This is a genomic window from Dactylosporangium cerinum (genome assembly GCF_042653625.1).
GTDB lineage: Bacteria > Actinomycetota > Actinomycetes > Mycobacteriales > Micromonosporaceae > Dactylosporangium > Dactylosporangium cerinum.
This window is the reverse complement of sequence record NZ_JBHSIU010000019.1, coordinates 490,483-512,255: the sequence shown is the minus strand read 5'-3', so window position 1 is coordinate 512,255 and position 21,773 is coordinate 490,483. Positions and strand designations below refer to the sequence as shown.

Sequence of the window (21,773 nt, the reverse complement as noted above, 5' to 3'; positions counted from 1 at the left end):
CAGCTCCCCGGGCTTCGCCCGCGGTTTCGTGGGGGGTGCCCACCCCACACCCCCCATGCGCCGCTGCGCGGCGCACTCGGTCCAGTTTGCGGGACCGGCGGGATGGCGACAGCCGCCGGTCCCGAGGGGTCGGTAGGCTTTGGCGTATGCGGCAGGAGTGGCACCACTTCACATACCCCGGACCCGAGATCTCCCGAGTGGCCGTCGCCGGCGACTCCAAGGACGACGAGGAGTTCGGGCTCGACCACTGGCGCACCCTGCCCCGCGCGCAGACCCCGCCGTGGCCGGACCAGCAGGCGGTCGACGAGGTCGGTCAGCTGCTGTCCTCGGTGCCGCCGATCGTCGCGCCGTATGAGGTCGACCAGCTCCGCGAGCGGCTCGCCCTCGTCGCCGACGGCAAGGCCTTCATGCTGCAGGGCGGCGACTGTGCCGAGACGTTCGCCGACAACACCGAGGCGCACGTCCTGGCCAACGCCCGCACGCTGCTGCAGATGGCCGTCGTGCTCACCTACGGCGCGTCCCTGCCGGTCATCAAGCTCGGCCGGGTCGCCGGCCAGTTCACCAAGCCCCGCTCGGCGGCCCTCGACTCGCTCGGGCTCCCGGCGTACCGCGGCGACATGATCAACTCACTGGACCAGGACCCTCAGGCGCGCATCGCGGACCCGCAGCGGATGGTCCGCGCCTACGCCAACTCCTCCAGCGCGATGAACATGCTCCGCGCCTACCTCGGCGGCGGCATGGGCGACCTGCACGCCGTCCACGACTGGAACAAGGGCTTCGTCGTCACCTCGCCCGCCGGCCAGCGCTACGAGGCGATCGCCCGTGAGATCGACCGCGCCCTGCGCTTCATGCAGGCCTGCGGCGTCAACGACGACGAGGCGCTGCGCACCGTCACCCTGTACTGCTCGCACGAGGCCCTCGCGCTGGAGTACGAACGCCCCCTGGCCCGCATCGCCGGCGGCCGTCCGTACGGGCTGTCCGGGCACTTCCTGTGGATCGGCGAGCGCACCCGCCAGATCGACGGCGCCCACGTCGACTTCATGTCGCGCATCGCCAACCCGATCGGCGTCAAGCTCGGCCCGACCACCGCCCCCGAGCAGGCCCTCGAGCTGTTCGAGAAGCTCAACCCCGACAACATCCCCGGCCGGCTCACCTTCGTCGCCCGCATGGGCAGCACCAAGGTCCGCGACGCGCTCCCGCCGATCGTGGAGAAGGTCACCGCCGCCGGCTGCCGCGTCGTGTGGCAGTGCGACCCCATGCACGGCAATACCCACGAGTCCTCCAACGGGTACAAGACCCGGCACTTCGACCGGATCGTCGACGAGGTCCTCGGCTACTTCGAGGTCCACCGCGAGCTGGAGACCCACCCCGGCGGCCTGCACGTCGAGCTCACCGGTGAGGACGTCACCGAATGCCTCGGCGGCGCCCAGGCGATCGTCGACGAGGACCTCCCCGGCCGCTACGAGACCGCCTGCGACCCGCGGCTCAACACCCAGCAGTCCCTGGAGCTGGCGTTCCTCGTCGCGGAGATGCTGCGTGGCTGACCGGGTCGCGGACCTGCGCTCCGACACCGTCACCCGGCCGACGCCGGCCATGCGGCTGGCGATGGCCGAGGCGCCGGTCGGCGACGACGTGTTCGACGAGGACCCGTCGCTGCACGAGCTGCAGTCCTACGGGGCCTCGTTGTTCGGCCACGAGGCGGCCCTCTTCACGCCGTCGGGCTCCATGGCCAACCAGATCGCCCTGCAGCTCGTCGTCCCCCGCGCCGAGGAACTGCTCTGCGACGCCGACGCCCACGTCGTCACGTACGAGATGGGCGCGGCCGCGGCGTACAGCGGCATCTCCACCCGCACCTGGCCCTTCGCCGGCGGCGCCCTGGACCCGGCCGCCATCGCCGACATGATCCGCCAGCCCGGTGGCTACACCGTCCCCACCAGGGCGATCGCCGTCGAACAGACCCACAACCGCGGCGGCGGCTCGATCATCCCGCTGGCTGACCTCCAGGCGCTGCGCACGATCTGCGACGACAACGGCCTGCTCCTGCACTGCGACGGCGCCCGCATCTGGCACGCGCACGTCGCCACCGGCGTCCCCCTCGCCGAATACGGCCGGCTCTTCGACACCCTGTCCGTCTGCCTGTCCAAAGGCCTCGGCGCGCCCGTCGGCTCGCTGGTCATCGGCTCCGCCGCCCGCATCGCCGAGGCCCGCGTGATCCGCAAACGCCTCGGCGGCGGCATGCGCCAGGCCGGCATCCTCGCCGCGGCCGGCCTGTACGCCCTCCACCACCACATCGACCGCCTCGCCGACGACCACGCCAAGGCCCGGCACCTCGCTTCGGCGCTGGCCCCGCTGGGCGTCGTCGACCCGGCCCGCGTCGAGACGAACCTCGTCATGCTGGACCTGCGCGCGGCCGCCCTCGACGCGGCGCAGCTGACGGCGGCGGCCCGCGACCTCGGTGTGCTGGTGTCCCCGTTCGGGCCGCGCACGGTCCGCCTGACCACCCACCTGGACCTCACCGACGACGACGTCACCACCACCGCGTCGGTGCTCACCAAGCTCCTGACCTGACCCCCGCTCTGCACCCTGGTCGCTGTGGCCGGACCGTGGTGCGGGTCGATGTCAGCGGGAGGCGGACACGCTGCGCAGCAGGGCGATGTCCGCGGCGTGGTCGGCGGACAGCTCGCCGCTCGGGGTCTCCACGATCAGCGGTACGCCGGCCGCCGCCGGGTGCCGGGCCAGCTCCGCGAACGCCGCCGCGCCGATGGTGCCCTTGCCGAGGGACTCGTGGCGGTCGCGGGTCGAGCCGCAGGGGTCCTTCGAGTCGTTGGCGTGGATGAGCCGCAGCCGGCCGGGGCCGGTCGCCTTGAGCAGGGCGTCGAGGGTGGCGGCCATGCCGCCGGGGGTCGCGAGGTCGTGCCCCGCGGCCCAGGCGTGGCAGGTGTCGAAGCAGACGCCGAGGTGCGGGTGGTCGTCGACGGCGGCGAGGTACGCCTCCAGGTGCTCGACCCGGGACGCCAGGGAACGGCCGCCGCCGGCGCTCGGCTCGACCAGCAGGGGTGGCCAGCCTTCCCCGGCGGCCCGGTCGAGCAGGGGGCGGAGCACGTCCCGTACCACATCCAGGGCCTTCTCGGCGTGCGCGGCGTCGACCGCTGAACCGGCGTGGAAGACCACGCCCTGGGCGCCGATCGCCTTGCCGCGGCGCAGGGCGTGTTCGAGGGAGGCGATGGACCGCTCGACCGTGGCCTCGGTGGGGGAGCCGAGGTTGACCAGGAGCGCGGCGTGGATGTACGCGGTGACGCCGCGGTCGTGGCAGCCGGTGCGGAACGCCGCGTCCTGGGCGGGGTCGCCGTCGGTGACCGCCCAGCCGCGCGGGTTGGAGACGTAGACCTGCACGGCGGTGGCGTCGGTCTGCTCGACGTAGCGCAGCGACGCCTTGGCGAGCCCACCGGCGGCGGGCGCGTGCCCGCCGACCGGTGTCGAACCGTGCACTAGAAGTACGCCAGCAGGCGGATCCGGGTGCCGGGCGGGACCTGGGTGCCGGGCCCCGGGTCCATCTGCCGGACGGTGCCGAAGCCCTGCGCGTCGACGGCGAGGCCCATCGCCTCCAGGGCCCGCCGGGCATCGTCGAGCTGCTGGCCGCGGACGTCGGGAAGGGTGACGAGCGCGGGGCCCTTGGAGATCTGCAGGTCGATGACCATGCCGTCGGTGACGCTGTTGCCGTCGCCGATGCTCTGCGAGGTGACCTCGTTCGCGGGCTTGTCGCTGTCGACGGCCTCGATCTTGCCGACCGTGATCTTCACCTTGGTGAGGGCCTGCTTGGCGTCTTCGATGTTCTTGCCGATGACGAGCGGCACCTTGACCGGGTTGGGGCCCTTGCTGACGAGAATCTTGATCGTCTGGCCGGGTTTGACCTCGGTGCCGATCCTCGGGTCCGTCTCCACGACGTAGCCGGCCGGGATCGCGTCGTCGAACTTCTCGGCGCGGGTCGCCTGCAGGCCGGTTGCCTGGATGTCGACGAGCGCGAGGTCATACTCCTTGCCGGCGATGTCGGGAACCTTGTGGATCTCGGGTCCGAGCGACAGCGTCAGCGTGATCGTGCCGCCGTCCAGGATGCGCGCGTGCGCCGCCGGGTCCTGGGCGAGGACCTTGTCCTTGGCGATCTTCGTGTCGAACTTGGCCGGGCCGAACTTCACCTTGAACCCGGCGGCCCTGGCCTGCTGGCCGGCCATGTCGCTGCTCATCGTGGTCAGGTCGGGCGCGTCGGTGTAGCGGCCGACGCCGATCCAGTATCCACCGATGGCGACGAGCAGGCCCAGCGTGAGCATCGCCGCGATCACCGTCAGGCGGGTCCGCGGGTTGGCATTGACCTGGGCGAGCAGCTCGGCGAGGCGGGCGGCCGGGCCGGTCGGCTCCGGCTGCGCCCGGCGGCGGCGGGCCGGCGGCTGCGCGGGCGTGGGGCTGGGCAGCTTCGCCCAGGACGGCCGGGCCGGCTCGACCGACATCGAGCCGGTGCGGTACACGTTCTGCGGCACCGACTCGACCTGCGGCACGATCACCGTCGGCTGCGCGAGGGGCCGGGACCGGGTCGCCAGCTCCATGCCGATGTTCTCGCGGGCGGCCTGGACCTCGGCGAGCATCGCGCCCGCGTCGGTCGGGCGGGCGCCGGGGTCGCGGCGGGTCGCGCGGATGACCAGGTCGTCGATGGCCGGCGGGAGGCCCGGGGTGTACCGCGACGGGAACGGCACGTCCCGGTCGACGTGCTGCCAGGCGACCTCGACGGGCCGGTCCGCCTCGTAGGGCACCCGGCCGGTGAGCATCTCGAACAGCACGATGCCGGCGGAATACACGTCGGTGCGGGGGTCGGCGTGGCCGTCGGTGACGAGCTCCGGCGCGACGTAGGCGACGGTGGCCATGAGGTGCGAGCCGGTCTCGTCGGCGCTGGCCTCGACCGCGCGGGCGAGCCCGAAGTCGGCGACCTTGACCACGCCGTCGACGAGGTTGTGCGCGTCGCCGGGGGCCTCGGCCACGAGGACGTTCTCCGGCTTGACGTCGCGGTGGACCAGGCCGGCGCGGTGGGCGGCGGCGATCGCGGCGAGCATCTGCTCCATGATCGCGAGCGCTTCCTGCGGCTGCAGGCGGCGGCGCTCGGCGAGCACCTCGCGCAGCGTGCGGCCCCGCACGAACTCCATCACCAGGTAGGGCAGGCCGTGGTGGGTGCCCTGGTCGTAGACCGCCACGACGTTGGGGTGGGTGAGCCGCGCGATCGTCTTCGCCTCGTCGGTGAACCGGTTGACGAAGTGCGGATCGTGCGACTGACCAGGGTGAATGATCTTGAGGGCGACGGTGCGCTCGAGCCGCTCGTCGAGAGCGGTGTAGACCGTCGCCATGCCGCCCTTGGCGACACGGGAGCGAACGCGGTAGCGCCCGTCTACAAGCGCACCGAGAAGGGGATCGGCGACCGTGGTATCCATTGGCTGCGAGTGTACGGCTGGTGAACCCGATTCCTCAGCGTCCTGCCACACCGACATTGCTTTGTCCCTGTTTCGGGGTCTTCGAGGCTGTACGGGTTGGCGATGCTCCGGTTGCGGAGGGTGACGGACTGGCTGATGCGCTCGGGCTGGGGCTCGCCGAGGGGGTCGGCGTGCTCTCCGGCCGGTTCGTCGTGGGCGCCCCGGCGGGCGGCGGCACGGCCGGCATCGCCAGGATCGGCTGCGGTGCGGACCGCCGCACCTGCGGCCGGGCGTGGGTCGGTTCGGCCTGCGGCGCGGCGCTGGTCGCCGGTTCCGTCACGTCCGGCGCCTTTTCCGCCGCGGCGGCGACCGCCGGCGGCGCCGGCGGCGTCCGCATCGCCGTGAGACTGCCCGCGACCGCGAGGTAGGTCCCGGCCGCCCCACCGGCGACGAGCAGCGCGACGCCGCTGGTCGCCGCCACCCGCCGCGGCCGGCGGGGCACGTCCCGGGCGCGGTGCCGCGCCGCGAACTCGGTCGTCTCGTCGGTCAGCAACTGCACCAGCTTGCGCCGGCTCACCTGCCGGTAGACGTCGTAGCACGCGGAGCGCCAGGCACCGGTGACCTCACGGTGGACCTTGAGCCAGAGCCCCACAGCCGTTCCCCTCCGTCAGTTGTCGTCGCAGCGACATGGCACTGTGTTCCTGTGACCGAACAACCTGTGGGCCCGACCGAGTGGCTGACCATGCCGGACGTCGCTGAACGCCTCGACATCCCGGTGAACCGGGTGCACCAGCTCGTCCGGGAGCGCAAGTTCCTCGCCGTCCGCAAGGACGGTGTGCTGCGCGTGCCGGCCGACTTCATCAGCGACGACGGTGTGGTGAAGCACCTGCCCGGCGTCCTCACGGTGTTGCACGACGCCGGGTACAACGACGATGAGGCGCTGCGGTGGCTGTACACGCCCGACGACACCCTGCCGGGCACACCGGCCGAGGCGCTGCGGGGTAACCGGGCCACCGAGGTCAAGCGCCGCGCGCAGGCGCTGGGCTTCTGACGGATGCTGCCGCACCTGACGTACCTGCTGGTGCTCGCCGGTTGCCTGTTCGGCGCGCTGTGGCTCGAGCCGCTGCTGAAGGTCGGTGTGCTCCGGCAGGTCCGTCGGCTCGTCCTGACGATCGCGCCGGTCGCCGCCGTGTTCGTCGGATGGGACCTCCTGGCCATCCGCGCCGGGCACTGGACGTTCGACCCCGCGCAGCTGACCGGGGTGCTGTTCCCGGGCGGGCTGCCGCTGGAAGAGGTGCTGTTCTTCCTCGTCGTGCCGGTCTGCGCGATCCTCGGCTTCGAGGCGACCCGGCAGACGTTGCTGCGCCTCGCCGCGCGGCGGCGGCTCGCTTCGCGGCGGCGGCCGTGACCTACACCGCCGCCGCGGTGACCGGCGTCGTCGTGGCCGTCCTGATCGACGTGTTCGTGCTGCGGAGCCGGATCGTGCTCGGGCGCGTGTTCTGGTGCACGTACCCGATCATCTTCGGCTTCCAACTGCTGTCGAACGGCATCCTCACCGGGCGGGGCGTGGTCCTCTACAACCCCGACGACATTCTCGGGGTGCGGCTGGTGTACGCCCCGGTCGAGGACCTCGCGTTCGGCTTCGCGCTGATCGTGCTGACGTTGTCGCTGTGGGTCAGACTGTCCGCTGCGTCGCGGCCTGGGCCAGACCCGTCAGAACCTCCCGCGCCTCCGCGGTGATCCGCGCGCCCTCCAGGGCCGTCAGGGCCTCCGCGGTGAGGATCTCGATCCTGCGCTCGGTCCTCGCCAGGGCGCCGCTGCCCTCGATGACCTCGCGCAACCTGGCGACCCCGCTCGCGTCCAGGTCCGGGTTGCCGAGCAGCTCGTCGATGGCCGCCGTCGCGCTCTCCGCCTCCAGGGCCGCCGCGATCAGGTAGGTCCGCTTGCCCTCGCGCAGATCGTCGCCGGCGGGTTTCCCCGTCACCGCCGGGTCCCCGAACACGCCGAGCACGTCGTCGCGCAGCTGGAACGCCTCGCCCAGCGGCAGCCCGTAACCCTCATACGCCTTGGCCAGGGTCTGCGACGCCCCGGCGATCGCGGCGCCGAGCAGCAGCGGCCGCTCGATCGTGTACTTCGCCGACTTGAACCGCGCCACCAGGCTCGCCCGCGCCGTCGACGTGTCCCCGGTCGCCTGCGTCTGCACGTCGAGATACTGGCCGATGGTCACCTCGGTCCGCATGTCGTCGAACACCGGCCGGGCCCTCGCCAGGACGTGCGGGTCGAGCCCGCTCGCGTGCAGCATCTCGTCCGACCACACCAGGCTCAGGTCGCCGAGCAGGATCGCCGCGGCGGTGCCGAACCCGGCCGGGTCACCGCGCCAGCCGGCCTCCGCGTGCAGCGTCGCGAACCTGCGGTGCACGGCCGGCTCGCCGCGCCGGGTCTCCGAACCGTCCATCACGTCGTCGTGGATCAGCGCGCTCGCCTGGACCAGCTCGAGCGCGGCGACCGCCGCCACCACCGCGTCGTCGTCCTCACCGCCGGCCCCGCGATGCCCCCAGTACGCAAACGCCGGCCGCAGCCGCTTGCCGCCCTGCAGCACGAGCGCCTCGATCGCGTCGGCGACCGGGGCGAGCGCCGCCAGCTCGATTTCGGCCAGCCGGCTCCGCCGCCGCTGGAGGAAGTCACTGAGCGCCTGCCGCACCCGCGTGCGGAGGTCGGCCCGGTCGAGGAAGGGGTGCGTCACGGCAGAGACGCTAGTCCGAAAGCGGCGGGCCCGCCGCTCCGGTACCCACCTGCGTCGGCCGGTGCGGCAGGGGAAGTGGCCACTCGGAGGACACCGCCCCGGGCTGCGGCGACGCTGCGAGACCGGCCGCTCGCTGAACGTCGACCCGCGCAGCCTTCGGCCGTGCGGGTCGGGCTTCTTGGTTGCGGTGGGTGCCGTGTCCGGGGTGCTGATCCCCGACGACCGCGATCGCATGGTCCAGCGCCGCCGAGGGCGTCGTTCGGTGGTGCCACACCGTCGCTGGCTTCAACCTTCGAACACACCACCTGAATCAGGGCGCGGGCAAGGCTCGCGCCGAGCTCTCACGGTCTTGCCATGATCGGTGTTGTAACACCGAACGACGACCAATGCCCCTGGTGGCCGCCGCCCGGTGTCGTGGTCGGGCGGGGCGGGTCGGGGTGCCGGATCAGCTGGCCGCCGTGCCCGGGAGCCGGGCCGGAGCCGGGGCTGGCCGGAGCGGGGCCGGAGCCGGGGCTGGCCGGAGCGGGGCCGGGGCTGGCCGGAGCGGGGCCGGGCGCACCGGCGGCGGGGCGGCACCCGGCAGATACGTGGCGGCCGACTCGGCCAGCGTGGTGTAGGCGCGCAGCGCGGCCGGTGGCCAGCCGGGGCCGGCTGCGGCGTGCAGGGCCGGCTCCAGGCGGCGCAGCCGGTCCAGCACCCGGAACGAACCCGAGTCCACGCACGTGAGCAGCGTTTCGGTGGCGGCGGCGCAGGCCGCGTCGAGGTCGCCGGCGGCGAGGTGGGCGTGGGCGGCGGCGGCCGTCACCAGGCCCGCGGCGCGCAACCGCACGGTCGGGGAGCGCAGCGCGGTGGTGAGGCGGGCCAGCGCCGCCGTGGGCCGGCCCGCCGCGGCCAGGCACAGGCCGGTGAGCGCGTCCACGTGGGCGTCGTCCAGCCAGTACAGCCAGGGCGGGGCGAGGCCGGGCCGGCCACGGGTGTGCGCGTGCCCCGCCGCGGCGAGTGCCGTGTCGCAGGTGCGCCGGTCGCCGGCCTGCGCCGCCGCGAACGCGACCCGCAACGACAGCACGGTCGTGGTCGCCGGGTCGCTGCCGGCCGCGACCCGCTCGGCGGCGCCCGCGGCCCGCAGGGCGGCCGGGCCGTCGCCGCGCTCCGCGACTGCCTGGGCGTGGCAGCCGAGGAGATGCCCGGCGAGCGCCCGGTCGCCGGCGGCGAGCGCCGCCCGCACCCCGCTGCGCAGGATGCCGTCTGGCGTCTGCCGGCCCGCGTCGGCGGCCACCCAGGCGTGCAGCTGGGCCAGCTCCGCGACCTGCGCCGGGGCACCACGGCCGGCGGTGGTGTCGCGTGCGGCGGCCCGCAGCTCGGCGCGCACCAGCGCGAGCAGCTCGGGGCCGGCGAGGAGGTCGTCCATGCGGCGCAGCTCGTCGATGCGCCCGCGCCGGTCCGGTCCACCGTCGCCGGCCCCGGCCGGCCCGCATGCCCCGGCACCGCCCCGCCCGGCCGGACCCGTGGGCGGCGCCGTGGCCGGGACGGCCGGGACGGTCGTGGTGGTCGTGGTGGTCGTGGTGGTCGTGGTGGTCGTGGTGGTCGAGGTGGTCGGGGTCATGGTCGGCTCCCTCCGCCGGCGGGTCCGCGCCGCGGCCCGCTCCAGGTCGTGGACCGGGGTGTCGAGCACGAGCGCGAGCCAGCCCAGCCAGACCTGGCTCGGGACCCGCTCCTCCCGCTCCCACCTGGAGATCTCGTGGCGGGTGAGTGTCGGCAGGCCCGACGCGGCGCACAGCAGCCCGGCCAGCCGCACCTGTGACTTGCCCTGCGCCTGGCGCAGCCGGGTCAGCAGCACGCCGAGCGACTCGCCCGGGCCAGCGGGCGGGTCGATCCTCTGAGACATCGGTCACGACCTCCTGGAACCAGCGACCCCCGTCCGCTCGCGGTCCAGCCGGACGCCCGGCGCCGCGGGCTTCGCGCTGCCCGCGGACGTCGAACCGTCCGATGTCGTTTCTACCCCAGGGGTACGACATGATTCGGTGACGACGGAGCTCCCGGCCGTGGTGCCGGTGGCACTACAGTCGGGGCGTGGCATCTGGACTTCCTTCTGTGATGGGCGGTGGACCCGCGGCGATCGGTGACCTGATCGCCGGGGCGGCGCCGACGTTCTCCTTCGAGTTCTTCCCCCCGAAGACTCCCGAGGGCGAGCGCCAGCTGTGGCAGGCGATCCGGGAGCTGGAGCCGCTGCGGCCGTCGTTCGTCTCCATCACGTACGGTGCCGGCGGCACCACCCGCGACACGACCGTGGCCGTGACGGAGCGGGTGGCGACGGAGACGACGCTGCTGCCGATGGCGCACCTGACCGCCGTCAACCACTCCGTCGCCGAGCTGCGCAACGTCATCGGCCAGCTGGCCGGCGCCGGCATCCGCAACTTCCTGCTGGTGCGCGGCGACCCGCCCGGCGACCCGATGGGGGAGTGGGTCCGGCACCCCGAGGGCGTGCTCTACGCGGAGGACCTGGTGCGTCTCGTCCGCGAGTCCGGGGACTTCAGCATCGGGGTGGCGGCGTTCCCGTACAAGCACCCGAGGTCGGCCGACATCGAGTCCGACACCGCCAACTTCGTCCGCAAATGTCGGGCCGGCGCCGACTTCGCGATCACCCAGATGTTCTTCGACGCCGACGACTACCTGCGGCTGCGGGACCGGGTCGCGGCAACCGGCTGCGCCACCCCGATCGTCGCCGGGGTCATGCCCGTCACGGCGATGGGCACCATCGCCCGGTCCCAGCAGCTGTCGGGCGCGCCGTTCCCGCCGGCGCTCGCCGCGCGGTTCGAGGCCGTCGCCGACGACCCCCAGGCCGTCCGGAGCCTCGGCATCGACCTGGCCAGCGAGATGTGCGAGCGGCTCCTCGACGAGGGCATCCCGGGGATCCACTTCATCACGCTCAATCGGTCGACGGCCACGCGAGAGGTCTGGCAGCAGCTCGGTGTCGGCGCCCGCGTCTGACGTCCGGGACTGGGACGCCTATGCCGAGCGGTGGGCGGTGGCGCACGGCGGCTACGACCCGAGGTCCGCGCCGCAGCTCGTGCGGGGTTGGCTGCGCATGTCATACGAGCTGGGCGCCGCCCTCGCCCGCATCGGTGTCCGCAGCCCGAACGCCGTCACCGTCCTGGGGCTGCTGCTGTCCGTGGCGGTGCCCTTCGCCGTCGCCGCCGGGCGCGGCTGGGCCCTGGCGGGTGCGGTGCTGGTGCTGCTGTCGGCGGTCGCGGACACCGTCGACGGTGTCCTGGCGGTGGTCACCGGCCGGGCGAGCCGGCTCGGCCAGGTCTACGACTCCGCCGCCGACCGCGTCGCCGAGGCGTGCTGGCTCGCGGCACTGGTCGTCCTCGGCGGGCCGGCCTGGCTCGCCGCGGCGTGCTGCGGCGTGATGTGGCTGCACGAGTACGTGCGGGCCAGAGCCACCGTCGCCGGCATGTCCGACATCGGCACGGTCACGGTCGCGGAGCGCCCCACCCGGGTGCTGGTCACGATCTTCGGGCTCCTCGCGGCCGCGGTCGCCGCGGTCGCGGGCGGCTGGCAGGACGTGACGGTCCTTGCCGTACTGGTGGTGATGGCGGCGCTGACCACCGTCGGCTTCGTCCAGTTAGTGATCGTCGTCCGCCGTGCATTATCGTGAAACAGGGCAGGATCTGGGTGTTGCGACCCGCGCGAGACTGCGAACGGTGATGGCCGGTAACGCTCCGGAGTCCGGTTTTTTGGGCTGGTGTACGGTTGCTTGTAAGCGGTCAGCCGCCGTCGACCGGTCCGATCCGAGTGGTGTCGGCGCGCCGATCCTGCTGCTCTCAGCGGACAGGTTCAAGGTCTTACGCAGGGCCGATCCGGTCGGCGACGATCTTCGCGGACAGCATCACCAGGGGCAGGCCACCGCCGGGGTGCACGGACCCGCCGACCAGGAACAGGTCCCGGACCGCGCCACGGGTCGGGGGCCGGAGCAGGCCGGTGAGGCCGTGGCTGGCGGTGCCGTAGATCGCGCCGCCGGGGGAGCGGGTCGCCGCCTCCAGGTCCGCGGGGGTCAGCACGTCGCGGAACAGCAGCCGGTCCCGCACGTCGACCCCCCGGTCGGCGAGCACGGCGAGGACCCGGTCCGCGTAGCCCTCGGCGACGCCGGGGGCGCGCCAGTCGAAGGCTCCCTGCGGCGGGGCGTTGACCAGGACGAACCACGCCTCGTGGCCGTCCGGGCGGGCGCTGGGGTCGTCGGCCGACGTGACGAACACCGCGGGGTCGTCCGGCGGGCGGGCCGGGGCGCCGAAGATCGCGTCGAACTCGGCGTCGTAGTCCCGTGGGAAGAACACCGTGTGGTGCGCCAGCCGCGGGGTGGTGCCGCGGACCCCGAGCAGCAGGACGAACCCGCCGAGGCTGCGCTGCTCCAGGGCGGCCGCCCGGCGCGGTGCCGGCAGCAGGTCGCGGTACACGTGCAGCGCGTCGGCGTTGGCGACGACCAGGTCGCTGCGGACCGTGGTGCCGTCGGCGAGGACGACCCCGGCGGCCCGGGAGCCTTCCACGAGGACTGATCCGACCGGTGTGCCGAGGTGGACGGTGACGCCGAGCGCGGCGCAGCGGGCGAGGAGGGCGTCGGCGAGGGTGCCGAGGCCGCCGCGCAGGTACCAGCCGCCGAACTCCAGCTCCGCGTAGGGGATCGCGAGCAGCGCGGCCGGGGCCCGGCGCGGGTCGGCGCCCGTGTAGGTGGCGTACCGGTCCAGCAGCATCCGCAGCCGGGGGTCCCGCAGGTGCCGGCGACCCAGCCCGCGCAGCGTCCGGCCGGGCGCGATCGCGGCCAGGTCACGCAGCCGCCACGCCAGGCCGGCCAGCTGCAGCGGGCCGTCCACCGGGGCGGTGAGGACGTGCCGCCACGAGGTCTCCCAGACCCGCCCGGCGCGCCGCCACAGCCGCCGCCAGTCGTCGGCCGCCGCCGGGCCGAACGCGCCCGCGATCCGGTCGGCGAAGCCGGCCCCGGCACACGAGTCCAGGGTCGTGCCGTCGGGGAAGCAGTGCCGTACCAGCGGATCCAACGCGACCAGATCCAGCTCGGGGGCGGGGCCGCCGGTGTGCGCGAACAGCTCCGCGGCCACCTGCGGCAGCGTGAACAGGCTGGGCCCGGTGTCGAACCGGAACGTGCCGGCGGTGGTGACCCGCTCGTGCCGGCCGAGTTTGCCGCCCGCCGCCGGAGCCTGCTCGAACACGGTGACGCGGTGGCCGGCGGCGGCGAGCCGGGCCGCCGTGGCGAGGCCGCCGACGCCGGCGCCGATGACGGTCACGGTCGCCATGTGGGGCGCCCCTTCCAGGTGACCCGGCCTCGCCGCCGGAACGACCGGACGACCAGCCAGGCGAACAGCAGCACGGAGACGGGGTGGGCGAGCGCGTCGGGCCAGGCCCGGCCGCCGGTCGCGCGGGCGCTGACGACCCGGCCGGCCACGCCCAGCAGGTAGCCGGCCAGGCCCCACCAGGTGCCCGTCAGCGGCAGCACCACATACAGGGTGAGCAGCAGCGTCACGACCGCGGCGGCGCCCACCGGCGAGCCGAACGACGCCCACAGCGACTTGCTGTAGCCGTCTCTCAGATCCTGCCAGGACGTGTACATGCGGCAGGTCGCGAGGTCCGAACCGTCCGCGAGCGCGATCCGGCCGCCGGTGCGTTTCACCGCCCGCGCCAGCTCGATGTCCTCCAGGATCCTGTCCCGGACTGCGGCGTGCCCGCCGGCCCGGTCGTAGGCGGCCCGCCGGACCAGCAGGAACTGCCCGCCGGCCGCGGCGAGCGACGGGCGGGGCGAGCGTTCCATCGCCCGCAGCGGCAGGAACGTCAGCCACGACCACTGCAGCAGGGGCTGGACGAGCCGCTCGCCCGGGCTGCCTGCCGTGATGCGGGGGTACGGGCTGAGCAGGTCGGCCTCCGCGTCGTCGAGGACCGCGGTGGCGGCGTCGAGGGCGTCCTCCCGCAGCACCACGTCCGCGTCGATGAACACGAGGACGTCGGCTTCGGCTCCGGCCTCGGCCTCGGCCTCGGCGAGTTGGTGGCAGGCGTGGGGTTTGCCGAGCCAGCCCGGTGGCAGCGGCCGGCCGGTCAGCAGCGTGACCCGGTCGCCGGCGGGGGCGAGGACGGACCGGACGAGGTCGGCGGTGCCGTCGGTGGACCCGTCGTCGAGGATCAGCAGCCGGGGCTCGCCGCGCAGGGCGAGCAGCGCGCGCAGGCACGGCTCGACCCGGTGTGCTTCGTCCCGCAGCGGCAGCAGCACGGCCACCCGGTGCTGCCGCGTTCCAGCGCCCGGCCTTCGCAGCAGCCGGGCATTGACCAGCGTGTGCACGGTGAGCGCGAGCACCGCGAGGGTCAGGACCGCGAGCGCCACAGCGTCACCGCCAGCGGGACCGCGACCAGGCCCATCCCGGCGGCGCCCCACGCGGCCGAGGCCGGCAGGCCGAGGAACACCGCGTGCGCGAGGACACTGGAGCCGTACGTCCACAGGTACAGCGCGTACATCGGCCGGTCGTCACTGCCGTTCTCAGCGGTGACCGTGAGCGCTGCCGCCAGTACCCACGCCACCACCAGCCAACCGAGATAGTTGGTGATCGGAATTTCGGGGACGCCCGGGAGCGCGGCGCCGGGGCTGTCCCAGCGCCAGTGGCCCTCGCCGACCATCTGCGGGTCGAGGAAGAGGTCCCACGCGGCCAGGCCCAGCCCGGCGACACCGGTCCGCAGCCACGGCCGGGTGGTGAGGCGGGCCGCGGCGACCCACGCCGGCCACGCCATCCACGTCCAGGCCAGGGGGATCACCAGCGGCACGCCCAGCAGCCGAGGCCCGAGCGAACCGGTGTAGTCGTAGTCGCCGAACGGGTACCCGGTCGCCCGGCCGGCCGCCTCGACGGCGAAGCCGCCGCCGGTCGTGACCAGGATGAGCACGGCCGCGGTGCGCGGGCCGCGGGACAGCCAGGCATGCCCGACGGACAGCAGGTAGCCGACCACGACGGTGGCGACGGTCAGCACGGCGCGGGTGCCGCCGTGCACGAGCGGATACGCGATCTCGACGAGGACCAGCGCTGCGAGCACGGCCCAGAGGGCTCTCACAGTGGCAGTTGCCGGCCGAGGACGGCGAACGGGCGGTCGTCGCCCGGGAAGTTGAAGTGCCGCAGGACGTCGACGAAGCCGAACCGCCGGTAGAGCCGCCAGGCCCGCGACGTCGCCTCCGGCGCCTCGGGCGTGGACAGCAGCGCGGTCTGCTGGGGCGCGTTGCTGAGCAGGTCGTGCAGCTGGCGGGCGCCGATGCCGTGCCCCTGCGCGTGCGGCCGGACGTGCAGCTCGACGAGCTCGAAGCAGTTGCCGAGCCAGAACTTGCGGTGCTCCCGGCGCAGCGCGTTGCGCACCTGGTCGTGCCACCACTGCCCGGACGTGCCCCGGTAGCCGTAGCCGAAGCCGAGCAGGTTGTCCTCGTCGTCCAGGGTCGCGACCGCCTGGAACGACTCGCGCCGGGTGTGGCCGGCCACATAGCCGCGGCGGGTCTGCAGGAGCTGGACCGAGTAGCCCATCGCTTCCCCGTAGACGGCGATGACGTCGTCGAGTCGCGCGAGGAGGTCGTCCCCGCGCCACCGCACGAGCCTCACGGGCTGTCCCTCCAACCGATCACCTCCCGGTCGCCGGTGATGTCCAGCACGCGGAACCGGGCGAACAACTCCTCCGCATACCAGCCTTCCCGGGCCGTGCGGTCCACGACGGCGGCATGCTCGGGCTGACGGTACGCGAAACGCACGACATCCGCCGCACTGCGCCAGAGGCTGACCGTGCCCTGGAATCCTACGGGTGCCTCCCCGACACCGAACGCGCAGATCATGCCCTCGGCCTCGGGGAGCGCCCTGGACACGGGATCGATGGCCCGCCAGAACGCGGGTGCCTTGCGGGCCTTCAGCCTGGCCCGGGTCAGCACCGCGATCATGCCGTCGGCCTTGCGGCCCTCGCGGTCGCCAGGATCGCTCCCGTGGACAGCCGGGCCGCCCGGGCCGCTCCGGCTGGCCGGGCCGCTCGGGCTGGCTGGGTCGTTCCGGCGGGCTGGGTCGCTCATGCCGTCCGCAGGCTCGCTTTTGCCGTCGGCTGGGCGCGTGCCGTCGGCGGGATCGCTTGTGCCGTCGGCCGGGTCGCCGTTGCCGTCGGCTGGGCGCGTGTGGGCGGCTGGGTCGCTGTTACGGTCGGCCGGATCGCGCCTTCCGTCAGGCGGGTCGCTCTTTTGGGTGGTGGGGTCGCGCCTGCCGTCGGCCGGTTCGCTCCGGCGGTCGGCCGGGTCGGTGGTGCGGTCGGCCGGGCTTTTGCGGGCGGCGGGGCTGCTCCTGCCGTCGGAGTCGAACGGTGCGTGCCCGGCCCACGTGCCGCGGCTGGCGATCGGCGCCAGCGTGACGACGCAGCTCGCGATGGCTCCCCGCATCGGTGGCACGACGACGGCGTCGCCGACGATGATCGCCGCCCAGCGGGTCAGGTCAGTCCTGCCCGCGCCGAAGTCGCTGCCCCGGCCGGTGCCGAGCAGCTTCACGAAGCCTGCCTGGCGGCGCAGCCTCCGCCGGTCGACGGCCATCCCCCAGAACGCGAGCGGCACCGCGGCCCTGCGGACGCGCCAGACGTGGAGCCGGACCGTCACGCGACCTCGGCCGGGGTGCCGGCGGTGATGCGCACCAACTCCTCGTACGTGATCGGGAAGACCGCCTGGGAGATGCCACCCGCGGCCCAGATTTCGCCGTACCCCTCCAAATCGATGTCGACAAAGGTGCGGACGGGCTTCGGGTGGCCCAGCGGCGACACCCCGCCGACCACCTGGCCGGTGTGCTCCAGGACGAACTCGGGGCTGGCCCGCCGGACCCTGCTCTTGGCGATGCCGAGCAGCGCGGCGACCTTGCCGGTGTCCACGCGGTGCGCGCCGGACGTGAGGACCAGTAATGGGTCGCCGTTGGCGTCGAAGATCAACGAGTTGGCGATCTGGCCGACCTCGACCCCGACCGCGGCCGCCGCCGTCGCGGCGGTGGGGACCGGCTCGGTGAGCACCCTGACCTGGCACGGGTTGCCGGCGGCGTCGCGTGCCCCGGCGGCGTCGAGGGCGTCCTGGATTGCCTGCACGTTGGGATGTACCTGCATGCCGTCGACTCTAGTTGGGGGCGCCGACAATTTCGGGGTGGCGTTCGGCCGGGACCGTCTGCACCCGCGCGGTCTCGGCCAACGCGACGCCGGCCAGGATCAGGGCGCCCCCGCAGATCTGCGCGACGTTCAGGTGCTCGTGCAGGACCAGCCAGGCCACGGCGGTGGCGATCACCGGCTCCGACATGCCGATGATGCCGACGCTGGTCGGTGGCAGGTGCCGCATCGCGCCGGCGATCAGCAGGTACGGGGCGATCGACCCGCCGATCACGACATAGAGGAGCAGCAGCCAGACCGGGACGCCGTGGGTGGTGACCGTGGTCCGGGCGAAGTCGAACTCCCACCACGGCCGCACGAGCGAGCCGGCGAGGGCGGACACCCCGAACGCGTACGCGGTCAGCGACAGCGTGTCGCGGCTCGCCACGCCCCGGGCGCTGAGCAGGTAGTAGACGGCGAGCAGCACGGCGGCGCCGAGCGCGGCGCTCACCCCGACCGCGTCGAGGCGCAGCTCGCCCCAGATCTCCGCGACGCAGGCGAGCCCGGCGAGGCTGGCGGCGAGGCCCACCCACAGCCTCGGCCGCACCGCGTGGCCCTGCACGAACCGTGCCCACAGCGCGACCAGGACCGGCGCGGTGTACTCGAACAGCAGGCTGATGCCGACCGGCAGCCTGCCGATGCCGACGAAGTAGAGCATGGGGACGAAGAAGAAGCCGGCGAGGCCGTACGCGACGAGCATCGGCACCTCCCGCCGGGTGATCCGCAGCCGGGACGGCCGGAGCGCGAGCGCGAGCGCGAACAGCCCCAGCGCGGCCCCGCCGGCCCGCAGGGTGGTGAGCTGCGGCGCGTCGATCCCGGTCTCGGCGGCGAGCTTGGACACGGTGCCGTTGACGGCGAACAGGACGCTGCCGGCGAGGACCATTGCGACACCGGCGGCGGGGCGGGGCTGGTGGGTCACCCGCAGAGGGTACAGGTCAGGAGTGGACCGCTGTGCCACCCCTTACGGTTCGACGATCCAAGCGGTCCGTCGAGCTTGGACGGTGAGGTCCGGATGCTGGGGTACGGCCTCCGCCAGCGCCTCCAGTGCCACCAGGTCCTCCGGGCTCAGCCGGCCTTCGAGGCCCTGACGCAGGCGGCGCAGGGACGTCTGGGCGTAACGGCCGGTCGCCTCCGGCAGCGGCGGTCGCAGGTCGATCTCGAAGCGGCGCTGGGCCTTGACGGTGAAGCCGGCCGCGCGCAGCAGCGGCGCCCAGTCCGCGCCGAGGTGCGGCATGTCGGTGGCCCGGGCCTCGGCCACCGCGGCGTGGCAGCGGGCCTCGAGCACGTCGTCCGGCAGGAACCGCGGGAACGCGTCCATCTCGAGGGCGACGAGGTGCCCGCCGGGGCGGATCGCGGCGCGGATCGTGCGCAGCGTGCCGACGGGGTCGGCGAGGTGGTGCAGGGAGTTGGCCGCCCACACCAGGTCGGCCGGCGTCTCGACCCCGTCCGGCCAGGCGGTGTCGAGGTCCGCCTCGACCGTGCGGATCCGGTCCGCCAGCCCCGCGGCGTGCGCCTTGTGCCGCAGGTGGTCCAGCATCTGCGGGGACATGTCGACCGCGGTGATCCGCGCGGCGGGGAAGCGGCGGGCCAGCGCGAGGGTGCCGGCGCCGGTGCCGGCGCCCAGGTCAAGCACCGTCGCCGCGGTGCCGGTGCGCTCGTGCACCCAGGCCATGACCTCGGTGAGGTGCTCGTGCAGCACTTCGGCGTCGAGGTCGAGGATGTCGGCGAGGGCCTCGTGGCTTCCGTGGTCGTGGTTCGCGTGGCTGTGACCGTGCTGGTGGTCGTGCTGGTGGCTCTGCTGGTGGTCCTGGCTCTGCTGGTGGTCCTGGCTCTGCTGGTGGTCGTGGCTCTTTTGGTGGTCGTGGTGGTGTGCCATGCCGCTGACCATAGCCGCGAGTTGCGTTGGTGGCATAGCATCTTGCGTATGACGCAAGACGGTGAGCTCGACGGGCTGGTTCGCAAGCGGATCCGCGGGTTGCGGATCGCCAAGGGCTGGTCGCTGGACGACCTCGCCTCCCGGTGCTACCTGAGCCCCTCCACGCTGAGCAGGATCGAGACCGGCCACCGGCGGATCGCCCTGGATCAGCTCGCTCCGATCGCCCGCGCGCTGGGGACCACGCTGGACCAGCTGGTGGAGTCCATGGACGACGAGGACGTGGTGATCCGGCCGCGCCGCGACGTGGCGCACGGGATGACCACGTGGATGCTGACCCGGGAGCCGGGGCCGCACGGCGTCTCCGTGGCCAAGATGCGGGTCAGCCGGGCGGTCCCCGGTGAGCTGCGGGTGCACCCGGGCAAGGACTGGTTCACGGTGCTGTCCGGGACCATCGAGCTGCGGCTGGGGGAGCGGACCATCCTGGTGGAGACGGGTCAGGCGGCGGAGTTCTCGACCATGACCCCGCATGCCTTCGGTGCGCACGGTGGCCCCGCGGAGATCCTCTGCATCTTCGACCACGACGGCGAGCGCACCCATCTGCACCCCTCGGGGGGCGTCAGCGCGAGCGGATGACCGCGTCCGCGGCGCGTGCGAACGAATGTTCGAAAAATCTCCCGCGCCGCCGCGACTTTCCCGCCCCCCGGGTGTAGTCTTATCCCAGTCGAACGAGTGTTCGAACTGCATCGGGAAGGCGATTCGCGGCGTTCTTCCCGAGCGCGGTCCGCGACACCGCGGAGGCCGGATTTTCGCGGGTCTGGCCTCAGGCGGGGTCGTGGCCCGCCGCCCACGACCCCCGGGCGGCGGGCCACGACCCAGCCGGCCCGCCGGCCGGGGGTGGTGTGGGGAAGCTCCACGCCCGGCCGGCGGAGTCGCAGTTCGACCCGCTGTCCGAGCACCGATCGACCCGCGCGTGTCACCGCTACTCCCCCAGCGGCGGCCCGCACGCACCACGGGCACCCATGGCGGGGCCCGCCGACGCACCACAGAGGGAGACACCGATGCCGACGAACCGTTCGACCCACTCGTCCAACGTCAGTCGATTCCCGACCGCCCCGGCCACCCCTGCGGTCGCCGGCCCGGCCGGCGGTGCGTCCCGGCAACAGCTTCCGGTTCCCGCGCATGCGCTTCCCCACCGCACCCCGCGGGAGCTGCTGACCCTTGCCCGTCGTGGCCTCGAAGAGGCAGCGGAGATCCGCACCGATGGGATGCGTTATGCCACCGCCCACCTCGCCGCGCTCCGCGCCGCCGCCGCCGTCCTCGCCGCCAGGGCAGTGCCCGCCGCGCCGGGCCGCCGCAGCCGGGTGACGAGCGTCTGGTCGCTGCTGGTGCTCGTCGCGCCCGAGCTGACCGAGTGGGCGGCCTATTTCGCCGCCGGTGCCAGCAAGCGCTCCGCCGCCGAGGCGGGCATCCCGCGGGTGGTCACCGCCCGGGAGGCCGATGACCTCATGCGCTCCGCGGAGCAGTTCATCGCCGTCGTCGAGGTCGGCCTCGGCTTCTCCTATCAGCCCAGGCTCGAGGGCCTGGCCAGCTGATCCACGGTCGGTGCCGGAACCCGGCCGACCTGCCCCGGCTCCGCGGTGTCGTCTCACCGGCGGCGCTTTTCTCGCCGGAGCCGCTGGTGCGGTGTTCCGGTCGTGAAGCTGGTGCCGTCCGGGCTTCCCACCTCACGTTGGACCGGCCGGTTCACGGGTCGGGTTCACGGGTCGGGTGCGAGGTCAGGTGCGGGTTGGGGCCTGGTTCCGGGGCTGACGCCGCAGACGGTGGCCGGACCGGGTGGCATCCAGGCCCTGCCGGGTGGGGATGCCGAGCGTCTGGACCGGCCGCCATCTGCGGCGTCAGCCACGTGGGCCACACCGCATCGCCGTCCGCCCACTTGAGTTCCGCGTCCGACCGGGCAGCACCTGCCGGTGGGAGAGCTCGGTAGGGACGCGGGGCGGGATTGCCCGGCGGGAAGGCTCGGCGGGAAGGCTCGGCGGAACTGCTCTTGGCGATCCTGCTCGGTGGGGACGCGGGGCGGGATTGCTGGCGGACCTGCCCGGTGGGGAAGTCCGACGGGACTGCCCTGGCGGTCCTGCCCCGTGGGGAGGTCCGACGGGACTGCCCTGGCGGTCCTGCTCGGCGGGGACGCCAGGCGGGACTGACCGGGCGGGACTGACCGGGCGGGACTGACCGGGCAGGACGGTCGGCGGGTTTGACGGGGCGGGCAGCGGTCCGCGCCACAGCAGGGGACAGCGTCGTGTAAGGCCGTCGCAGCGGGATCTCGGGGCGCGGCGGGAGAACAGCACAGACAGTGGGGGAGCAGGTGCCGTGGCTGGCATGTCGGCTTCGGCGGCCGCCGAGACCTACGACGCACACGTCGACGACGACGGTGTGGTCGGGGCCGACGGCATGAACGACCCTGCCCACCTCCCGGCGAGCCCCGTCCCGATCGCCCCGGCCATCCCTTACGAACTGCAGTCCGTGC

The 21,773-nt window shown here is 73.8% G+C and carries 22 protein-coding genes; 9 read left to right on the top strand and 13 right to left on the bottom strand.

The window, feature by feature from the left end; all coding sequences use genetic code 11:
- Positions 1 to 146 precede the first annotated feature (146 nt).
- Both ACFPIJ_RS20165 and ACFPIJ_RS20160 read left to right on the top strand, forming a co-directional pair.
- On the top strand, positions 147 to 1,544 hold the full coding sequence (locus ACFPIJ_RS20165; protein WP_380116687.1) for a class II 3-deoxy-7-phosphoheptulonate synthase: 1,398 nt from the start codon (positions 147 to 149) through the stop codon (positions 1,542 to 1,544).
- A complete protein-coding gene (locus ACFPIJ_RS20160) occupies positions 1,537 to 2,568 on the top strand; it encodes a threonine aldolase family protein (RefSeq protein ID WP_380116686.1) in 1,032 nt (343 codons plus the stop codon). The genes ACFPIJ_RS20165 and ACFPIJ_RS20160 overlap by 8 nt, the downstream gene beginning before the upstream one ends.
- A 51-nt stretch (positions 2,569 to 2,619) precedes the next feature.
- Here the strand turns inward: ACFPIJ_RS20160 and ACFPIJ_RS20155 are convergent, their stop codons facing one another.
- The 3 genes from ACFPIJ_RS20155 to ACFPIJ_RS20145 are packed head-to-tail and all read right to left on the bottom strand — an operon-like array spanning position 2,620 to position 6,102.
- On the bottom strand, positions 2,620 to 3,489 hold the full coding sequence (locus ACFPIJ_RS20155) for a deoxyribonuclease IV (protein ID WP_380116685.1): 870 nt from the start codon (positions 3,487 to 3,489) through the stop codon (positions 2,620 to 2,622).
- Positions 3,489 to 5,471 carry a Stk1 family PASTA domain-containing Ser/Thr kinase gene (pknB, locus tag ACFPIJ_RS20150; RefSeq protein ID WP_380116684.1) on the bottom strand — a complete coding sequence of 661 codons (1,983 nt, stop codon included), beginning with the start codon at positions 5,469 to 5,471 and terminating at the stop codon, positions 3,489 to 3,491. The genes ACFPIJ_RS20155 and pknB overlap by 1 nt, the downstream gene beginning before the upstream one ends.
- A 34-nt stretch (positions 5,472 to 5,505) precedes the next feature.
- Positions 5,506 to 6,102: a hypothetical protein gene (locus tag ACFPIJ_RS20145; RefSeq protein WP_380116683.1), complete on the bottom strand. Its 597-nt coding sequence runs from the start codon at positions 6,100 to 6,102 to the stop codon at positions 5,506 to 5,508.
- Between the two features lie 51 nt (positions 6,103 to 6,153).
- On the opposite strand from ACFPIJ_RS20145, the gene ACFPIJ_RS20140 reads away from it, so the two are divergent.
- The 3 genes from ACFPIJ_RS20140 to ACFPIJ_RS20130 are packed head-to-tail and all read left to right on the top strand — an operon-like array spanning position 6,154 to position 7,190.
- Positions 6,154 to 6,501, top strand: coding sequence for an Rv2175c family DNA-binding protein (locus ACFPIJ_RS20140; RefSeq protein WP_380116682.1), 348 nt, complete (start codon positions 6,154 to 6,156; stop codon positions 6,499 to 6,501).
- Positions 6,502 to 6,504: 3 nt separating this feature from the next.
- Positions 6,505 to 6,858 (top strand): lycopene cyclase domain-containing protein, encoded by a 354-nt coding sequence (locus ACFPIJ_RS20135; protein ID WP_380116681.1) that lies wholly within the window; start codon positions 6,505 to 6,507, stop codon positions 6,856 to 6,858.
- The gene (locus ACFPIJ_RS20130; protein ID WP_380116680.1) at positions 6,855 to 7,190 is read left to right on the top strand and encodes a lycopene cyclase domain-containing protein; all 336 of its coding nucleotides are present in this window, start codon (positions 6,855 to 6,857) and stop codon (positions 7,188 to 7,190) included. The genes ACFPIJ_RS20135 and ACFPIJ_RS20130 overlap by 4 nt, the downstream gene beginning before the upstream one ends.
- Here ACFPIJ_RS20130 and ACFPIJ_RS20125 read toward each other — a convergent pair.
- Complete coding sequence (locus ACFPIJ_RS20125; RefSeq protein ID WP_380116679.1) at positions 7,126 to 8,193, bottom strand: polyprenyl synthetase family protein; 1,068 nt, start codon at positions 8,191 to 8,193, stop codon at positions 7,126 to 7,128. The two genes, ACFPIJ_RS20130 and ACFPIJ_RS20125, sit on opposite strands and share 65 nt — an antisense overlap.
- A 445-nt stretch (positions 8,194 to 8,638) precedes the next feature.
- The gene (locus ACFPIJ_RS20120) at positions 8,639 to 10,078 is read right to left on the bottom strand and encodes a transcriptional regulator (protein ID WP_380116678.1); all 1,440 of its coding nucleotides are present in this window, start codon (positions 10,076 to 10,078) and stop codon (positions 8,639 to 8,641) included.
- A 185-nt stretch (positions 10,079 to 10,263) separates the two neighbouring features.
- Here ACFPIJ_RS20120 and metF point away from each other — a divergent pair, with 185 nt between their 5' ends.
- Together metF and ACFPIJ_RS20110 are read left to right on the top strand one after the other, a co-directional pair.
- Positions 10,264 to 11,181, top strand: a complete 918-nt coding sequence (gene metF / locus ACFPIJ_RS20115) for a methylenetetrahydrofolate reductase [NAD(P)H] (RefSeq protein ID WP_380116677.1) — start codon at positions 10,264 to 10,266, stop codon at positions 11,179 to 11,181.
- Positions 11,162 to 11,851 carry a CDP-alcohol phosphatidyltransferase family protein gene (locus tag ACFPIJ_RS20110; RefSeq protein ID WP_380116676.1) on the top strand — a complete coding sequence of 230 codons (690 nt, stop codon included), beginning with the start codon at positions 11,162 to 11,164 and terminating at the stop codon, positions 11,849 to 11,851. The genes metF and ACFPIJ_RS20110 overlap by 20 nt, the downstream gene beginning before the upstream one ends.
- 187 nt (positions 11,852 to 12,038) lie before the next feature.
- Here the strand turns inward: ACFPIJ_RS20110 and ACFPIJ_RS20105 are convergent, their stop codons facing one another.
- Genes ACFPIJ_RS20105 through ACFPIJ_RS20070 form a run of 8 tightly spaced genes read right to left on the bottom strand, consistent with a single transcriptional unit; the run spans position 12,039 to position 19,249 of the window.
- Positions 12,039 to 13,499 carry a phytoene desaturase family protein gene (locus tag ACFPIJ_RS20105; RefSeq protein WP_380116675.1) on the bottom strand — a complete coding sequence of 487 codons (1,461 nt, stop codon included), beginning with the start codon at positions 13,497 to 13,499 and terminating at the stop codon, positions 12,039 to 12,041.
- Entirely contained in the window at positions 13,487 to 14,575 is a 1,089-nt protein-coding gene (locus tag ACFPIJ_RS20100) for a glycosyltransferase family 2 protein (protein ID WP_380116674.1), read from the bottom strand. Before ACFPIJ_RS20100 ends, ACFPIJ_RS20105 begins: the two co-directional genes overlap by 13 nt.
- Positions 14,557 to 15,291 (bottom strand): carotenoid biosynthesis protein, encoded by a 735-nt coding sequence (locus tag ACFPIJ_RS20095; protein ID WP_380116673.1) that lies wholly within the window; start codon positions 15,289 to 15,291, stop codon positions 14,557 to 14,559. Before ACFPIJ_RS20095 ends, ACFPIJ_RS20100 begins: the two co-directional genes overlap by 19 nt.
- The gene (locus ACFPIJ_RS20090) at positions 15,288 to 15,824 is read right to left on the bottom strand and encodes a GNAT family N-acetyltransferase (protein WP_203852529.1); all 537 of its coding nucleotides are present in this window, start codon (positions 15,822 to 15,824) and stop codon (positions 15,288 to 15,290) included. Before ACFPIJ_RS20090 ends, ACFPIJ_RS20095 begins: the two co-directional genes overlap by 4 nt.
- Positions 15,821 to 16,846, bottom strand: a complete 1,026-nt coding sequence (locus ACFPIJ_RS20085) for a hypothetical protein (protein ID WP_380116672.1) — start codon at positions 16,844 to 16,846, stop codon at positions 15,821 to 15,823. The genes ACFPIJ_RS20090 and ACFPIJ_RS20085 overlap by 4 nt, the downstream gene beginning before the upstream one ends.
- On the bottom strand, positions 16,843 to 17,337 hold the full coding sequence (locus ACFPIJ_RS20080) for a YbaK/EbsC family protein (protein WP_380116671.1): 495 nt from the start codon (positions 17,335 to 17,337) through the stop codon (positions 16,843 to 16,845). Before ACFPIJ_RS20080 ends, ACFPIJ_RS20085 begins: the two co-directional genes overlap by 4 nt.
- 10 nt (positions 17,338 to 17,347) lie before the next feature.
- Complete coding sequence (locus ACFPIJ_RS20075) at positions 17,348 to 18,292, bottom strand: EamA family transporter (protein WP_380116670.1); 945 nt, start codon at positions 18,290 to 18,292, stop codon at positions 17,348 to 17,350.
- A 42-nt stretch (positions 18,293 to 18,334) separates the two neighbouring features.
- Entirely contained in the window at positions 18,335 to 19,249 is a 915-nt protein-coding gene (locus tag ACFPIJ_RS20070; protein WP_380116669.1) for a class I SAM-dependent methyltransferase, read from the bottom strand.
- A gap of 48 nt (positions 19,250 to 19,297) precedes the next feature.
- Between ACFPIJ_RS20070 and ACFPIJ_RS20065 the strand changes: the two genes are divergently transcribed.
- Together ACFPIJ_RS20065 and ACFPIJ_RS20060 are read left to right on the top strand one after the other, a co-directional pair.
- Positions 19,298 to 19,882: a helix-turn-helix domain-containing protein gene (locus ACFPIJ_RS20065; RefSeq protein ID WP_380116668.1), complete on the top strand. Its 585-nt coding sequence runs from the start codon at positions 19,298 to 19,300 to the stop codon at positions 19,880 to 19,882.
- 425 nt (positions 19,883 to 20,307) lie between these two features.
- Entirely contained in the window at positions 20,308 to 20,841 is a 534-nt protein-coding gene (locus ACFPIJ_RS20060; protein ID WP_203852523.1) for an SAV_6107 family HEPN domain-containing protein, read from the top strand.
- Positions 20,842 to 21,773 lie beyond the last annotated feature (932 nt).

What these genes read in the sequence shown, in the direction of transcription:
- ACFPIJ_RS20165 (WP_380116687.1), top strand. Translation starts at nt 147, where the DNA reads ATGCGGCAGGAGTGGCACCACTTCACATACCCCGGACCCGAGATCTCC.
- pknB (WP_380116684.1), bottom strand. Translation starts at nt 5,471, where the DNA reads ATGGATACCACGGTCGCCGATCCCCTTCTCGGTGCGCTTGTAGACGGG.
- ACFPIJ_RS20135 (WP_380116681.1), top strand. Translation starts at nt 6,505, where the DNA reads ATGCTGCCGCACCTGACGTACCTGCTGGTGCTCGCCGGTTGCCTGTTC.
- ACFPIJ_RS20120 (WP_380116678.1), bottom strand. Translation starts at nt 10,078, where the DNA reads ATGTCTCAGAGGATCGACCCGCCCGCTGGCCCGGGCGAGTCGCTCGGC.
- ACFPIJ_RS20105 (WP_380116675.1), bottom strand. Translation starts at nt 13,499, where the DNA reads ATGGCGACCGTGACCGTCATCGGCGCCGGCGTCGGCGGCCTCGCCACG.
- ACFPIJ_RS20080 (WP_380116671.1), bottom strand. Translation starts at nt 17,337, where the DNA reads ATGCAGGTACATCCCAACGTGCAGGCAATCCAGGACGCCCTCGACGCC.
- ACFPIJ_RS20070 (WP_380116669.1), bottom strand. Translation starts at nt 19,249, where the DNA reads ATGGCACACCACCACGACCACCAAAAGAGCCACGACCACCAGCAGAGC.
- ACFPIJ_RS20065 (WP_380116668.1), top strand. Translation starts at nt 19,298, where the DNA reads ATGACGCAAGACGGTGAGCTCGACGGGCTGGTTCGCAAGCGGATCCGC.
- ACFPIJ_RS20060 (WP_203852523.1), top strand. Translation starts at nt 20,308, where the DNA reads ATGCCGACGAACCGTTCGACCCACTCGTCCAACGTCAGTCGATTCCCG.